Below are 15847 nucleotides of genomic sequence, written 5' to 3'. Positions count from 1 at the left end.
CTTTGAGCGGCGTTTCTATGTCCCAGAATTAAAGAGTTTAGTCACCCCAAATCTATGAAGCACATTCGTAACTTTTCGATTATCGCCCATATCGACCACGGTAAATCGACCCTATCAGACCGTTTAATCCAAGTTTGTGGTGGATTGAGCGACCGTGAAATGGCAGAGCAAGTTCTAGACTCAATGGAACTTGAACGTGAGCGTGGTATCACCATTAAAGCGCAGAGTGTGACACTCGACTACCAAGCTAAAGATGGTGAAACCTACCAGCTCAACTTTATCGATACCCCAGGGCACGTGGACTTCTCTTACGAAGTATCGCGCTCGTTAGCGGCTTGTGAAGGCGCTCTGCTGGTGGTAGATGCTGGTCAAGGGGTAGAAGCTCAGACGCTTGCGAACTGTTACACCGCGATCGAAATGGATTTGGAAGTCGTGCCAATTCTGAACAAAATTGACCTACCAGCGGCCGAACCTGAGCGTGTGGCGGAAGAGATCGAAGACATCGTTGGTATTGATGCCATTGATGCGGTTCGTTGTTCTGCCAAGACGGGTTTGGGCGTCGACGACGTGCTCGAGAAGATTGTTTCTGCCATTCCTGCCCCAGAAGGCAACCCAGAGGCGCCGCTGCAAGCTCTGATCATCGATTCTTGGTTTGACAACTATCTTGGTGTGGTATCGCTGGTGCGAATCAAACACGGCCATTTGAAGAAGAACGACAAGATCAAAGTGATGAGCACGGGTCAGGTGTGGGGCGTGGATCGCCTTGGCATCTTTACACCAAAACAAATCGATACCACTGAACTCAATACGGGCGAAGTAGGTTGGGTGGTTTGTGGTATTAAAGACATTCTTGGCGCGCCAGTGGGCGATACCTTGACGCTGGCGAAAAACGGTGCAGAAAAACCGCTACCGGGCTTTAAGAAAGTCAAACCACAGGTGTATGCAGGCCTGTTCCCTGTTGCTTCTGACGACTATGAAGCGTTTCGTGACGCACTTGGTAAATTGAGCCTCAACGACGCTTCTCTGTTCTATGAGCCAGAAACATCAGCGGCACTTGGCTTTGGTTTCCGTTGTGGCTTCCTTGGCATGCTGCACATGGAGATCATCCAAGAGCGTCTTGAGCGTGAATACGATCTTGACCTGATCACCACAGCGCCGACCGTAGTTTATGAAGTTCTGAAAACCAACAAAGAAACCATCTATGTCGATAGCCCAGCGAAACTGCCAGCAATTAACGATATTGATGAGATTCGTGAGCCGATCGCGCGTTGTAACATTCTTGTGCCAGCAGACTACCTCGGTAACGTGATTACCTTGTGTATTGAGAAGCGTGGTACGCAGGTTGACATGGTTTACCACGGCAACCAAGTGGCGCTAACCTACGACATTCCAATGGCTGAAGTGGTACTGGATTTCTTCGACCGTTTGAAATCGACCTCACGTGGTTACGCCTCGCTTGATTACGGTTTCCAACGCTTTGAAACGTCAGACATGGTGCGCGTAGACGTTCTGCTCAACGGTGACAAAGTAGACGCACTAGCGATCATCACCCATAAAGATCAATCGCAGACTCGTGGTCGTCAGTTGGTTGAGAAAATGAAAGAGTTTATTCCTCGCCAAATGTTTGATATCGCGATTCAAGCGGCCATCGGCAACCACATTATCGCCCGTTCAACCGTGAAGCAACTGCGTAAGAACGTATTGGCGAAATGTTACGGTGGTGACGTTAGCCGTAAGAAAAAACTGTTGAAGAAGCAGAAAGAAGGTAAGAAACGCATGAAGCAGATTGGTAACGTCGAACTGCCGCAAGAAGCGTTCCTTGCGATTCTGCACGTGGGTAAAGATTAATTTCCTTGAACTTTATCCGCCTGACATCGGTCATACGACGATAGAAACTCAACAAGTGAAAGGGTTCTCGCCCTTTCACTTTCGTATTTTTTAGATAAGGGAAGTCAATGGCGACGATATTTTCACATTTCCTGGTTATCGCCACTCTAGTGACTGGCGTCATTTGGGTACTAGAAAAGCTGGTTTGGAGCAAACAACGTCAACAGAAAGTGGCGGAAATTGAAGCGCAAACCAACTCCGGTCTGGATGCAGCGACACTGGCAAAAGCGAAAATGCAGCCTTGGTGGATTGAAAATGGCGTCTCGATTTTTCCAGTGATCGGCTTTGTACTGATTCTGCGCTCTTTTATCTATGAGCCGTTTCAAATCCCATCGGGCTCTATGATGCCAACCTTGCTGGTCGGCGATTTCATCTTGGTGGAAAAATACGCTTACGGCTTGAAAGATCCGGTATGGCGCACCCAGTTGGTCGAAATGGGCAAACCGGAGCGCGGTGATATTGTGGTATTTAAATATCCGCCTTCACCGAACATCGATTACATCAAACGTGTCGTCGGTTTACCGGGTGATACAGTGCGCTACGACAGAAACAAAGAACTTTGTATTCAGGCGAAAGGGCAGAATGAGTGCAAATTGGTGGCGCGCAACAATGTGGTTGAGAGCGAATTCTCGCAAGGTGGCATTCCACTCATGCAGTTGGATGAAACCTTGGGCGAAGTGAAACACCGCATTCTGATTGATACCACGCGCAGCGATCGCATCAGTGCTTACCGTCCTCGTAGTGGCGTAAACGAGTGGGTCGTTCCACAAGGGCACTATTTTGTCATGGGCGACAACCGCGATAACAGTGCTGACAGCCGATTCTGGGGCTTTGTGCCAGAAGCTAACTTGGTGGGTAAAGCCGTCGCTATCTGGATCAGCTTTGAGTTTGATCGCAGCACCGACAGTTTCTTGCCATCATGGATCCCAACCGGAGTGCGTTTTAACCGCATCGGCGGCATTCACTAACATAAATGACTATCGAGAGAGTATGAATTCTCCTATTGATCAACTAAGTAAGAGGCTCGGCTATCAATTTAACGATGCTGAGCTGATCAATCTGGCGCTGACTCACCGCAGTGCCAATGGTAAACACAATGAACGTCTTGAGTTTCTGGGCGATTCAATTTTAAGTTTTGTCATCGCTGATGAACTCTATCACCGCTTTCCTAAAGTGAATGAAGGGGATATGAGCCGCATGCGTGCGACCTTAGTACGCGGAAACACATTGGCAGAGCTGGGCCGAGAGTTTGGTCTGGGAGATTACTTAAAATTAGGTCCAGGTGAGTTGAAGAGTGGCGGTTTTCGTCGCGACTCGATTCTGGCTGATGCGGTCGAAGCTATTATTGGCGCCATTTATCTAGATAGCGATCTGGAAGTGGTGCGTGGCATCGTCTTAAGCTGGTACAACGCTCGTCTGGAAGCCATCAAGCCTGGCGTATCACAGAAAGACCCAAAAACCCGTTTGCAGGAGTTTTTGCAAGGCAGAAGAAAACCGCTGCCGATCTACACAGTGACTAATATTAAAGGTGAAGCACACAACCAAGAATTCACGGTTGAGTGTGATGTCGCGGGTATGGACAAACCTGTGATCGGAAAAGGTACCAGCCGCCGCAAGGCAGAACAAGCGGCTGCTGAAACGGCTCTGGAGCAGTTAACCAATGGCTGATAACGAATTCGATATCGACGCGTTTTTCGCGTCAGAAGAGAAGCAACAACCTTCTTCACCTGAGAATCAACATTGTGGTTTTATCGCCATCGTTGGTCGTCCTAACGTAGGGAAATCGACCCTGCTCAACAAGATCTTAGGGCAGAAGATTTCCATTACCTCACGTAAGCCGCAAACCACGCGTCACCGTATTATGGGCGTGGACACGCAAGGCGATTACCAAGCCATCTACGTTGACACTCCGGGGCTGCACATTGAAGAAAAGCGCGCCATCAACCGTTTGATGAACCGCGCCGCTAACTCGTCACTGAGCGATGTCAATCTGGTGTTTTTCTTGGTTGACGGTACCAACTGGACTGCTGATGATGAGATGGTGCTGACCAAGCTACAAAAAGCCAATTTCCCTGTCGTGCTGTGCGTGAACAAAGTGGATAACGTGCAAGATCGCAATGAAGTGATGCTGCACATGATGGAGATGTCGAAGAAGATGGACTTCGTCGACGTGGTGCCCATTTCGGCCAAGCATGGTAAGAACATTGACGTGCTGCGCAAGCACGTGCGTGAGCATCTCCCTAAAGCGGTACACCACTTCCCTGAAGAGTATGTTACCGATCGCTCGCAGCGTTTTATGGCGTCTGAAATTGTGCGTGAAAAGCTGATGCGTTTTACGGGCGAAGAGCTGCCATACTCGGTCACGGTGGAAATCGAACGCTTTGACTACAACCCAGAAACCGATGGTTTTCATATCAATGCGCTGATCTTGGTTGAGCGCAGTGGTCAGAAGAAGATGGTGATCGGGAAAGGTGGCGAGAAGATCAAAACCATTGGCCGCGAAGCGCGTCTGGATATGGAAGAGCTGTTTGGCCGCAAAGTCTACCTAGAAACGTGGGTGAAAGTGAAATCCGGTTGGGCAGACGATGAACGCGCACTGCGCTCGCTCGGATACATTGATGATCTGTGATTGGACAGGCGAACGTATCGCTCCGCAATCATGACCGTAGGGAGCCAACTGGCTCCTTATTTTTATGGATGAAACAGTCGCATAATGAACCCAAGTGACGGCTTACAACGCTGCTTTATTTTGCATCGTCGCCCTTACAGCGAATCGAGCCTGATCCTCGACGTTTTTAGCGAGGAGTATGGTCGGCTGACTATTTTGTCAAAAGGGGCGCGTAGCAAGCGTTCCAATCTCAAAGGGGCACTGCAGCCTTTTACCCCGCTGTTGCTCAAATGGTCAGGTAAAGGGTCAATGAAAACTCTGCGCCAAGCCGAGCCGATCAGCCTTGGCTTACCGCTGTCGGGGATCACCCTGTATTCGGCCATGTACGTTAACGAGCTGCTTGGACGTGTTTTGGCGGCGGAAGTGGCGATGCCGGGGTTGTTTCATGATTATCTATTTGCGTTAACTGAGTTGGCGCAAAACGACAACCCGGAACCCGCTTTGCGCCGCTTTGAACTGGCGCTGCTGTCGGCGATGGGCTATGGCGTGGATTTTTTACACTGCGCAGGCAGCGGTGAACCGGTCGATCCCGACATGACTTACCGCTACCGTGAGCAAAAAGGGTTTATTGCCTCTGTACGTATGGATAATCTGACTTTTTACGGCAATGAACTGATTGCGATTAGTGAGCGGCGCTTTGTCACCCGAGAGCAACTTAAAGCGGCAAAACGCTTTACACGTATGGCCTTAAAGCCGTATCTTGGCGGCAAACCTTTAAAAAGTCGGGAATTGTTCATACAGACACGAATTCCCCGAGCAAGGAGTATTGAAAAATGAGCTCAATTTATCTGGGTGTTAACATCGATCACGTTGCAACGTTGCGTAATGCCCGTGGGACCAAGTACCCTGATCCTGTCCACGCCGCAGAAATTGCCGAGCGCGCTGGCGCAGACGGCATCACCGTTCACCTACGTGAAGATCGCCGCCATATTACTGATCGCGACGTGCGTATTTTGAGCGAAACCATCCAGACGCGAATGAATCTGGAAATGGCCGTCACCGACGAGATGGTGGAAATTGCCCTGCAAACCAAACCGGAATACGTCTGTTTGGTGCCTGAAAAGCGTGAAGAGCTGACAACCGAAGGCGGTTTGGATGTGGCTGGTCATCTGGAGAAAGTCAAAGCGGCGACGCAAAAACTGACTGACGCAGGCATTAAAGTGTCACTGTTTATCGATGCCGACCGTGAACAAATTGATGCGGCGAAAGCTTGTGGCGCGCCGTTTATTGAGTTGCACACCGGCCACTATGCCGACGCAGAAACCGAAGCGGATCGGCTCAACGAACTGAAGAAAATCGCCGCTGGCGCCAGCTATGCAGCCGATTTGGGTATTACAGTGAACGCCGGTCACGGCCTCACTTACCACAATGTGGCACCGATCGCCGCGTTGCCAGAGATCTACGAGTTGAACATCGGCCATGCCATCATTGGTCGTGCGGTGTTTGACGGGCTAGAAAAAGCGGTCGCGGATATGAAAGCGATCATGGTTGCGGCGCGTAAGTAAGATGGCGATTGTGGGGCTTGGCACTGACATTGCTGAAATCGAGCGGGTGGAAAAAGCGCTCGCTCGCAGCGGCGAAGCGTTTGCCGAGCGCATTCTAAGCCAATCCGAACTGGCGGTGTTCCACTCGACGAAGCAGCAAGGGCGCTTTCTTGCCAAACGCTTTGCGGCGAAAGAGGCGGCATCCAAAGCCTTAGGCACGGGCATTGCTCATGGTGTGACCTTTCATGATTTCACCGTCAGTAATGATGAGCATGGTAAGCCTTGTTTGCATCTTTCCGGTAAAGCGTTACAGCTCGCTGAGCAGAGACAGGTTGTCCATAGCCATTTGTCGATTTCCGATGAGCGCCACTATGCGGTGGCGACCGTGATCTTCGAATCGTAGTGGCTTATCGTGAGCGGAAGTTTTCCTTCTGCTCATCTTTTATCTTGCTTTTCAAAGACGAGTGTCACTCTAATTGAGATAAAACTGCGCAGTGGCGGTGACTTTGGCCATCTCATCTTGCAACTCGAACAATTCAGGCTCAAGTTCGGCCAACTCAACCCCCGAACGCAATGCGTGTTCTAGCGTAGCGCACAGTGATTTCAGGCGTGGCACACCGCAGTAAGAGCTGCTGCCATGCAATTTGTGGATGACATGAATTAACTCATCTCGCGGATACTGGCTGTCGTCCAGTGCCTGTTCGACCACCAGTTCAACATCGGGAATAAACTCGGTCAGCATTCTGAGCATGTCTTTGGCGAGGTCTTCTTTGTTGGCGGACTGTTTCAACGCCGCCTGCCAATCAATAATCACGTCCGCTTTGTGCTCTGTTTGAGACGTTGTCGTTGGTTCTTGGTCGACTTCGGCATAGCAAGGGCCGATTTTGTTGAGTTGTTGATCACAAGTGTTGGGATTCCAATGCACAAGAACCTGCTGCAAGATGTGCTCTTCGATTGGTTTGGTCAGATAGTCATCCATTCCCGCCTTGAGCAGGCGATCTCGCTCTCCGCTCATGGCATGTGCGGTGACGGCAATCACCGGAGTTTGGCGATTAAGCTCTCCTTCTTTGATCTGCTTACAAGCCGTGACCCCATCCATTTGTGGCATCTGGATATCCATAAAGATCAGATCAAATGGCGTTTTGCTCGCTAACTCGACCGCTTCTTGCCCGGAACTGCACGCCACGACGTGCGTTACACGCTCGGCTAAAAGGGCGGTGATCAGTTTGAGGTTGGCTGGGTTATCGTCCACGGCGAGTACGGTGAGCGCGGCTTTATCCTCTTGCAGTACCGGCTGACTTTGCTCAAGTTCTGGTTGAGCGGTTTGCGTGGCGATCAGGCTTTGCAGCAGTTTTCGACGGCACAGCGGTTTGGTCAAACACTGCACATCAAAATGCCCCAGCAGTTGATCGGCCAGCGCCAGTTCGGTACTAGGGATGCCGAGCACCGTGTTGGCGGAAAGTTGCAGTGCGCGGCTAAGCCAGTTTTCGATGGTGTGCAAGTCGTAGCTTTGATTGGCGGCCAAGTTGAGCAGAACGAAATCGTAGGTTTTGCTCTCCTCTGGCAAGGTCGAGCGGTAGACCACGTGAATGCCTTCTTGCGCCAATAGTTGTTGCGTGACTGCCGCCGCCTGCATGTTGGGTTCAATCAATAATAGCTCTTTGCCTTGCAGATACTCTGATTCGAGCAGGTCACTCATTGGCATTTGCGTTGAGTGCAAACGCAGAGTGAACCAGAAGGTTGAGCCTTGGTGCAGACGGCTGGTGAGGCTGATTTCCCCGCCCATTTGGCTGACCAGTTTTTGCGTGATAACCAGACCTAACCCAGTACCGCCGTAGCGACGTGAAATGCTCGCGTCTGCTTGGCTAAAGGCTTGGAAGAGCTGCGCTTGTTGGCGCTCTGAGATGCCGATGCCAGTGTCTCGCACCATAAATTGCAGATCGACCGCATCGCCTGCTTGGGCGCGCATTTCGACGCTGACATCAATGTTGCCTTTTTCGGTGAACTTAATCGAGTTGCCGACTAAGTTGGTCAGTACTTGCTGAATACGCAGCGGGTCACCCACCAGACCGGGAGGAATTTTCGGATCCACTTTTAAGGTGATCTCCAACCCTTTTTCGTGGGCGCTGGTGGCTTGCAAGCTGATCACCTCTTCCAAGCTCTCTCGGAAGTCGAACGGAATGTTTTCCAGCGCCAACTTGCCCGCTTCCAGTTTAGAGAAATCGAGAATGTCGTTGATGATGTTGAGTAGGTTGTTGGCCGATTTTTCAATGGTTTGCAGATAATCGGTCTGGCTGTTGGTCAACTGAGTTTTGAGCATCTGGCGAGTAAAGCCGATCACACCATTGAGTGGAGTGCGCAGCTCGTGAGACATGTTAGCCAAAAATTCCGATTTTACCCGCGCCGCTTCTTGGGCGCGTTTTTTGGCAATATCCAGTTCGACGTTCTGAATTTCCAGCTGTTCAAGCGTTTCGCGCAAATCGGAGGTTGCTTGGTCGATGCTGTGCTGCATCTCAACATGGTATTCCGAGAGCGACACCGCCATGGCGTTAATGCCGTTTTTCAGTGAATCCAGTTCACCATGCATTTTGCCTTCGATGCGAATGTCCAACTGGCCGCGGCGGATGCGATCCACCACGTTTTTCATATGGGTAATCGGCTGGGTAACATCTTGCATCAGGCGCGAGGCGAACACGCTAGCCAGACCAAGGCCAAGTATTAACACTAAAAAGGCGGAGAAGACTTCTTGGTATTGCTGTAAGCGCAGCGACGAGAGATCCATCTCGACCGCGATATAACCGACCGCGCGCGTGGCTTGCTCGGGTTCGACTAAGTTGCTGAGATAGTGCCCCTCGGAAAGGATCGGCACTCGCAGGATCATGGTGGTGTCGTGCAGCTCAGAATCGCCCAGCAGCGGAATCGGCTTGTCTTTGGGAAACGTCAGTGATTCGAAATTGGGGTGAAAGTTCGAGGTAACAAACAGCTCATGATGGCTATCAAATACGGCGATGCTGCGCACCAGCTCAGAGTTTTTGCGATGGGCGTAACTGATCAAGCGGCGCACCGCTTCACGGCTTTCGCTCAACAGATGGGGTTCGCTGGCAATCGCCAAAGGCTCAATGATGCTGTTACCGGTGGTGATCACCTGACGTTCCAGATCCCGATATCGATTAAAAGAGAAAAAACTGCTGAGCAATAGACCTATGATTAAGGTCGGAGCGAGAGTCAGCGTAATTACGCGGGCACGTAAGCCATATCTGGTCATGTTATCTAATTACATCAAGGTCGGGATATGGGAAAATAGGCGTCACAAAAAGCGAAGTGACCCAATCGAATCATCGCACAAGCATAATCAGATCATCCTGTGGGTACAACGGCGGCGCTAAAGAATAGTGACGCTGTGAGGACAAATTTGAGCAATTTATTTCAGGCATTAGAGCATGGCACGTTTTTTCCAACCGAAAAAGAAAACGCAACCGGATTTCAAGCATCTGCAAGTGCAGATTGAAAGGCTGGACAACCAAGGCGCGGGTATCGCCTATCTCAAGCAAAAACCGCTGTTTATTGAAGGAACGTTGCCGGGGGAAACCGTGGTGACGCAACTGGTGGAAGAGAAGAGTAAATTCGCCCGTGGCAAGCTGATTAAAGTGCTGCAAGCCAGTGAGCAGCGAATCGAGCCTTTTTGTCCGCACTATGGCCAATGTGGTGGCTGCGACATGCAGCATCTCAACTATCCGGCGCAGTTGGAATACAAACAGGCGGCGTTGCTGCAATTGATGAAAAAATTCGCCGGACGAGAAATCGAACTCGCCCCCGTCGTGACCGGGCCTGACCAAGGTTATCGCCGCCGTGCTCGCTTTAGCCTGATGCTGGATAAGAAAACGCGCCAACTGCAATTTGGCTTTCGCCGCAAACAGAGTAAGCAGATTGAGAACCTCACTGCTTGCCCAGTATTGGCCGCGCCGCTCAACCAGATTTTGCCTGAACTGAAAGTGCTACTGAGTGGCTTTGATAAACCGGAAACTTTGGGCCATGTTGAACTGGTCGCGGCCGATAATGGCGTGGTGGTGGCACTGCGTCACACGGCGAAGTTGGCCGAGCAAGATGAAAACGCGCTGGTGCAGTTTGCAACGAAACATGCGCTAACACTTTATCTCATGCCGGAAAGTGACCAGCTTGATCGCATCGTTGGCGAGCAGCCTTACTATCAGGAATGCGGAGTCAAGGTCCCTTTTGCGCCGAACAACTTTATTCAGGTCAACCCGCATATCAACCAGAAAATGGTCGCGCAAGCATTGGAATGGCTTGAGCTACAAGCCGATGAGCGCGTGCTGGATCTCTTCTGCGGCCTTGGTAATTTCAGCTTGCCTTTGGCGAGCAAAGCCAAGCAAGTCATCGGAGTGGAAGGGGTCGCACAAATGGTCAACAATGCCGCCGAGAACGCGGCGTTGAACCAGATCAATAACGCGCAATTTTTTCACGCTAATCTTGAGGCGGATTTTATCGGCCAACCTTGGGCAAGCGAGCAGTTTGACAAAATTCTACTCGATCCCGCTCGAGCTGGTGCAAGCGGCATCATCGATCAGGTATCCGTATTGGGTGCGAAAAGAGTGGTTTATGTTTCGTGTAATCCTGCTACCCTTGCAAGGGACAGTCAGAGCCTGCTTACGCAGGGCTATACCTTAACCAAATTGGCGATGCTGGATATGTTTCCACATACCAGTCACCTTGAGTCGATGGCACTGTTTGAGAAGTAACTCAGTGCAAAATGTCATCACTCAGGCGAAGCAAAGCGAACTAACCCGGATGCAGTTAGTCGAAACGAACAAAGAATAATTAGGATGACAAGATGGTTGCGGTAAGAAGCGCACATTTGAACCCAAAAGAGCAGTTTGAATTGGAAAGCTGGGTTGCCAGCTTGAAACAGGATAACAACATCTCCACTCGCTTGATTGAAGTGTATCGTCACTGCCAGACCATTTTGGCTGACCATGAACAGGCAGAGCTGCTGTTGTGGCGTGGACGCGAGATGATCGAGATCTTGGTCACCTTGTCGATGGATAAAGCGACGCTGGTGGCCGCACAGCTGTTTCCTTTGGTTTCAAGTGGTGCTTTTGCCCGTGAAGCGCTGGAAGAAGAGTACAGCAAAGAGATCATTAAGCTGATTGATGGCGTGGATGAAATGGCCGCCATTGGTCAGTTGAACATCACGTTGGAAGGCAGTGCGGGCTCAGCTCAGGTGGACAACGTCCGCCGCATGTTGTTGGCCATGGTGGATGATTTTCGCTGCGTAGTGATTAAACTCGCAGAGCGGATTTGCAACCTGATTGAAGTCAAACAAGCGCCGGACGACGTGCGCCGCGCGGCGGCAAAAGAGTGTGCCAATATCTATGCGCCGCTGGCGAACCGTTTGGGGATTGGTCAGCTCAAGTGGGAAATCGAAGATTACGCCTTCCGTTACCAGCAGCCAGACACCTACAAACAGATCGCCAAGCAACTGGCGGAGCGACGCATCGTTCGCGAGCAGTACATCAAGGATTTCGTCGAAGATCTCTCTTTAGAGATGAAAACGTGCGGCATCAAAGCCGAAGTCAGTGGGCGACCGAAACACATTTACAGCATCTGGCGCAAAATGCAGAAGAAGGGGCTCGCCTTTGATGAGCTGTTTGATGTGCGCGCCGTGCGCATCATTGCCGACAAACTGCAAGATTGTTATGCCGCGCTCGGTGTGGTGCACACCAAGTACAAACATTTGCCGAGCGAGTTTGACGATTACGTCGCCAACCCTAAACCCAACGGCTATCAGTCGATCCACACGGTGATCTTGGGCCCAGAAGGGAAAACCATCGAAATCCAGATCCGTACCAAGCAGATGCATGAAGAGTCTGAACTTGGGGTTGCGGCGCACTGGAAATACAAAGAAGGCAGCAGCGCCCGCAGCGGCTATGATGAGAAAATCACTTGGCTACGTAAACTGCTGGATTGGCAGGAAGAGATGTCCGATTCGGGTGAGATGCTCGATGAACTGCGCAGTCAGGTGTTTGATGATCGTGTCTACGCCTTTACTCCGCGTGGTGATGTGGTCGATTTACCGATGGGAGCGACGCCGCTCGATTTCGCCTATCATATTCACTCCGAAGTTGGCCATCGCTGTATTGGTGCCAAAGTCGCCGGGCGCATCGTACCGTTTACCCACAAACTGCACATGGGCGATCAGGTCGAAATCATCACCCAGAAGGAGCCGAATCCTTCGCGTGATTGGCTCAACCCATCGCTGGGGTTTGTTACCTCGGGGCGTGCACGCGCCAAGATCAACGCGTGGTTCCGTAAACAAAGCCGCGAGAAAAACCTCGAAGCGGGGCGCGAGATTTTAGAGCACGAGTTGGCGAAGATTGGCGCCACGCTGAAAGATGCGGAGCAATACGCGCTCAAGCGTTTCAACATGAATACGTCGGACGAGCTGTATGTTGGGGTCGGCAGTGGTGATTTGCGTATCAACCAGATCGTCAACCATATCAATGCCTTGGTGAATAAACCGACCGCGGAAGAAGAAGACAAACAAGCGCTAGAAAAACTGCAGGAAGCGGAAAGCAAAGGCGCATCGCCAAGTCGCCCGCGCAAAGATGCTGTGGTGGTCGAGGGTGTGGATAACCTGATGACCCACCTCGCGCGCTGTTGCCAACCGATCCCGGGCGATGAGATCTGCGGTTACATCACCCAAGGTCGTGGCATCTCGGTGCACCGCAGCGATTGTGAACAGTTGGACGAATTGCGCCATCACGCACCAGAGCGGATCATAGATACCGTTTGGGGACGTGGTGTGGTCGGTTCCTACATGCTGACGGTGCGTGTGGAAGCGATGGAGCGCAGTGGCCTGTTGAAAGACATCACCACCATGCTGGCGAACGAGAAAATTAAAGTGATCAGCATGAAGAGTCGAATGGACTATCGCACTCATCTGAATGTGATGGACTTTGAGCTTGAGGTGTCTAACATCGAAGTGCTCAACCGCATCATGAAGCGGGTCGAGCAAGTGCGCGATGTGATGTCAGTCAAACGACTCTGCTGATCGCAAATCGTTTAAATGAGAGGCGAGTGGTGCAGACTACTCGCCTTTTTTACAAACGCATTTTTTACAAAACGAATTGTCTACAAAGGAAGCAAAATGACTCATCCAATTCAGCAGTTAGAACAGATCATGGCCAAGCTGCGCGACCCTGAAAATGGCTGCCCGTGGGATCTTAAACAAACGTTTGACAGCGTGGTGCCTCACACTATCGAAGAAACCTATGAAGTGGTGGATGCGATTCACAAGCAAGATTGGCCCAATCTCAAAGAGGAGCTTGGCGATTTACTGTTTCAGGTGATTTTTTACAGCCAGATCGCTAAAGAACAGGGGCTGTTTGACTTTTCACAGGTGGTGGAAACGGTCAATGAGAAACTCACGCGTCGCCACCCGCACGTGTTTGCTGAGCAGGAATTTACGGATGAAGCGGAGCTCAATGCCAACTGGGAAGCCGAAAAAGTAAAAGAGAAAGCCTTAGCAGGCAAAAGTGAAGAAAGTATTCTAGACTCAATACCAACTTCGCTTCCGGCATTATTACGTGCCACAAAGATTCAGAAAAAGTGTGCGCGCTCCGGTTTTGATTGGGACTCACTTGGCCCGGTGGTAGACAAGGTGCGCGAGGAAGTGGATGAAGTGATGGAAGAGGCGCTGCAAGTGGATGCGCAAGCGGACAAAGTGGAGTTGGAATTAGGTGACTTACTGTTTGCGACGGTCAATCTGGCCCGCCATCTTTCGGTTAACCCTGAAGTGGCTCTGGCCAAAGCCAACCTCAAGTTTATTCGCCGATTTCGCGGTGTCGAGCAGAGAGTCTCTGCGTGTGGCAAAACACTGAGCGCGTGCAGTTTGCAAGAATTGGACGGGTTTTGGGATCAGGTCAAAGCCCAAGAGAAGGGCTAAACATCAGCAGATAAAGTGGCAAAAAAAGGGCTCAACTAATTTGCCACAGGCTTGATTGCTGTTAGTTCACTTTGATTTGAAGCAAAAAATAAAAAATTGGCGTGTGATAGATTTCACGTTGTGGCGGTTAGGGTCTTCTGGTATATTTTCGTCCCGTCCAGAAGAAATCCATTTCCCTCATTCAACCAATTTCAGGTTAAACATGACGACAAATTACATTTTTGTTACTGGCGGGGTTGTATCCTCTCTAGGTAAAGGTATTGCAGCAGCATCCCTAGCAGCGATCTTAGAAGCACGTGGTCTTAAAGTGACCATCATGAAGCTTGATCCATACATCAACGTTGACCCAGGCACCATGAGCCCAACTCAACACGGTGAAGTATTCGTTACGGAAGATGGCGCTGAAACTGACCTAGACCTTGGTCACTACGAGCGCTTCATCCGCACTAAGATGACTAAGCGCAACAACTTCACTGCAGGTCGTGTTTACTCAGACGTTCTGGCGAAAGAGCGTCGTGGTGACTACCTAGGTGCCACCATTCAGGTTATTCCTCATATCACCAACTCGATTAAAGACCGCGTTATTGCAGGCGCTGAAGGTCACGATGTGGCTATCGTTGAGATCGGCGGTACCGTGGGTGATATTGAGTCGCTGCCATTTATGGAAGCTATCCGTCAGCTAGCGGTTGAAATTGGCCGTGAGCGTGCCATGTTCATGCACCTGACTCTGGTGCCTTACCTAGCGGCGGCGGGTGAAGTGAAAACCAAGCCAACTCAACACTCAGTAAAAGAGCTGCTGTCTATCGGTATTCAACCAGACATTCTCGTTTGTCGCTCTGACCGAATTGTCCCCGCCAACGAGCGTAAGAAGATCGCGCTGTTCTGTAACGTGCCAGAAAAAGCCGTCATTTCTATGAAGGACGTGGATTCTATCTACAAAATTCCTCAGTTGATCAAATCACAAGGTTTGGATGATCTGGTCTGTGCCCGTTTTGGTATCCAAGCGCCAGACGCGGATCTGTCTGAGTGGGAACAAGTGATTTACGAAGAAGCGAACCCAACCGGTGAAGTCACCATCGGCATGGTAGGCAAATACATCGAACTGCCAGATGCGTATAAATCGGTGAACGAAGCGCTTAAACATGCAGGTCTGAAAAACCGCTTGAGCGTTAACATTAAATATGTAGACTCACAGGACGTAGAGACCAAAGGTTTTGAAGTTCTACAGGGACTGGACGCCATTCTTGTTCCTGGTGGCTTCGGTGATCGTGGCATTGAAGGCAAGATTCTAGCAGCGAAATACGCTCGTGAGAACAAAGTTCCTTACCTAGGTATTTGCTTGGGTATGCAAGTTGCTCTGATTGAATACGCGCGCAACGTTGCGGGTATGGAGGGAGCACACTCAACAGAATTTAATAAAGACACCAAGTACCCTGTGGTTGGTTTGATCACTGAATGGGTTGATAGTGAAGGTAACGTTGAAGAACGCACTGAATCATCAAATCTTGGTGGTACTATGCGTCTAGGTTCGCAGCTATGTCACCTAGCGAAAGGCACGAAAGCGCGCGAATTGTACGGTAGCGATACGATCCATGAACGTCACCGCCACCGTTATGAAGTGAATAATAATCTTCGTCCACAAATTGAAAAAGCGGGCCTAAAAGTCTCTGGCCTGTCAGCGGACAAGAAACTGGTTGAGATGATCGAGAACCCGAACCATCCATGGTTTGTTGCGGCTCAGTTCCACCCAGAGTTCACCTCAACGCCACGTGACGGGCATCCACTGTTCTCTGGCTTTGTCAAAGCAGCGGGTGAAAATGCGCGCGGCGAACTGAAGTAAAAGGA

12 protein-coding genes are annotated in these 15847 nt (G+C 50.6%); 11 read left to right on the top strand and 1 reads right to left on the bottom strand.

Annotated features, from left to right (window positions below; genetic code table 11):
* Window positions 1-54: 54 nt before the first annotated feature.
* From lepA to acpS, 7 genes are all read left to right on the top strand, one after another.
* The gene (lepA, locus tag I3X05_RS13930) at window positions 55-1848 is read left to right on the top strand and encodes a translation elongation factor 4 (RefSeq protein WP_045571242.1); all 1794 of its coding nucleotides are present in this window, start codon (window positions 55-57) and stop codon (window positions 1846-1848) included.
* Between the two features lie 107 nt (window positions 1849-1955).
* Complete coding sequence (gene lepB, locus I3X05_RS13925) at window positions 1956-2855, top strand: signal peptidase I (protein ID WP_337970805.1); 900 nt, start codon at window positions 1956-1958, stop codon at window positions 2853-2855.
* Between the two features lie 22 nt (window positions 2856-2877).
* Window positions 2878-3555, top strand: a complete 678-nt coding sequence (gene rnc / locus I3X05_RS13920; protein WP_045571240.1) for a ribonuclease III — start codon at window positions 2878-2880, stop codon at window positions 3553-3555.
* On the top strand, window positions 3548-4516 hold the full coding sequence (gene era, locus I3X05_RS13915; RefSeq protein WP_045571239.1) for a GTPase Era: 969 nt from the start codon (window positions 3548-3550) through the stop codon (window positions 4514-4516). The genes rnc and era overlap by 8 nt, the downstream gene beginning before the upstream one ends.
* Window positions 4517-4600: 84 nt before the next feature.
* On the top strand, window positions 4601-5332 hold the full coding sequence (gene recO / locus I3X05_RS13910) for a DNA repair protein RecO (protein WP_045571238.1): 732 nt from the start codon (window positions 4601-4603) through the stop codon (window positions 5330-5332).
* Window positions 5329-6060 carry a pyridoxine 5'-phosphate synthase gene (gene pdxJ, locus I3X05_RS13905; RefSeq protein WP_045571237.1) on the top strand — a complete coding sequence of 244 codons (732 nt, stop codon included), beginning with the start codon at window positions 5329-5331 and terminating at the stop codon, window positions 6058-6060. The genes recO and pdxJ overlap by 4 nt, the downstream gene beginning before the upstream one ends.
* Before the next feature lies 1 nt (window position 6061).
* Window positions 6062-6442: a holo-ACP synthase gene (gene acpS / locus I3X05_RS13900; protein ID WP_039430485.1), complete on the top strand. Its 381-nt coding sequence runs from the start codon at window positions 6062-6064 to the stop codon at window positions 6440-6442.
* A 69-nt stretch (window positions 6443-6511) separates the two neighbouring features.
* On the opposite strand, the gene barA is transcribed toward acpS, so the two are convergent.
* Window positions 6512-9304, bottom strand: coding sequence for a two-component sensor histidine kinase BarA (barA, locus tag I3X05_RS13895; RefSeq protein ID WP_045571236.1), 2793 nt, complete (start codon window positions 9302-9304; stop codon window positions 6512-6514).
* 175 nt (window positions 9305-9479) lie between these two features.
* On the opposite strand from barA, the gene rlmD reads away from it, so the two are divergent.
* The 4 genes from rlmD (at window position 9480) to I3X05_RS13875 (ending at window position 15842) form a co-directional block, all read left to right on the top strand.
* Window positions 9480-10796 (top strand): 23S rRNA (uracil(1939)-C(5))-methyltransferase RlmD, encoded by a 1317-nt coding sequence (gene rlmD, locus I3X05_RS13890; protein WP_045571235.1) that lies wholly within the window; start codon window positions 9480-9482, stop codon window positions 10794-10796.
* A gap of 92 nt (window positions 10797-10888) precedes the next feature.
* Complete coding sequence (relA, locus tag I3X05_RS13885) at window positions 10889-13108, top strand: GTP diphosphokinase (RefSeq protein WP_045571234.1); 2220 nt, start codon at window positions 10889-10891, stop codon at window positions 13106-13108.
* A 96-nt stretch (window positions 13109-13204) separates the two neighbouring features.
* On the top strand, window positions 13205-14002 hold the full coding sequence (mazG, locus tag I3X05_RS13880; protein WP_045571233.1) for a nucleoside triphosphate pyrophosphohydrolase: 798 nt from the start codon (window positions 13205-13207) through the stop codon (window positions 14000-14002).
* A gap of 202 nt (window positions 14003-14204) precedes the next feature.
* Window positions 14205-15842, top strand: a complete 1638-nt coding sequence (locus I3X05_RS13875; protein WP_045571232.1) for a CTP synthase — start codon at window positions 14205-14207, stop codon at window positions 15840-15842.
* Window positions 15843-15847: the final 5 nt, after the last annotated feature.

It is taken from the genome of Vibrio navarrensis (assembly GCF_015767675.1).
Lineage (GTDB): Bacteria > Pseudomonadota > Gammaproteobacteria > Enterobacterales > Vibrionaceae > Vibrio.
This window is presented reverse-complemented; position numbering and strand designations above follow the sequence as displayed.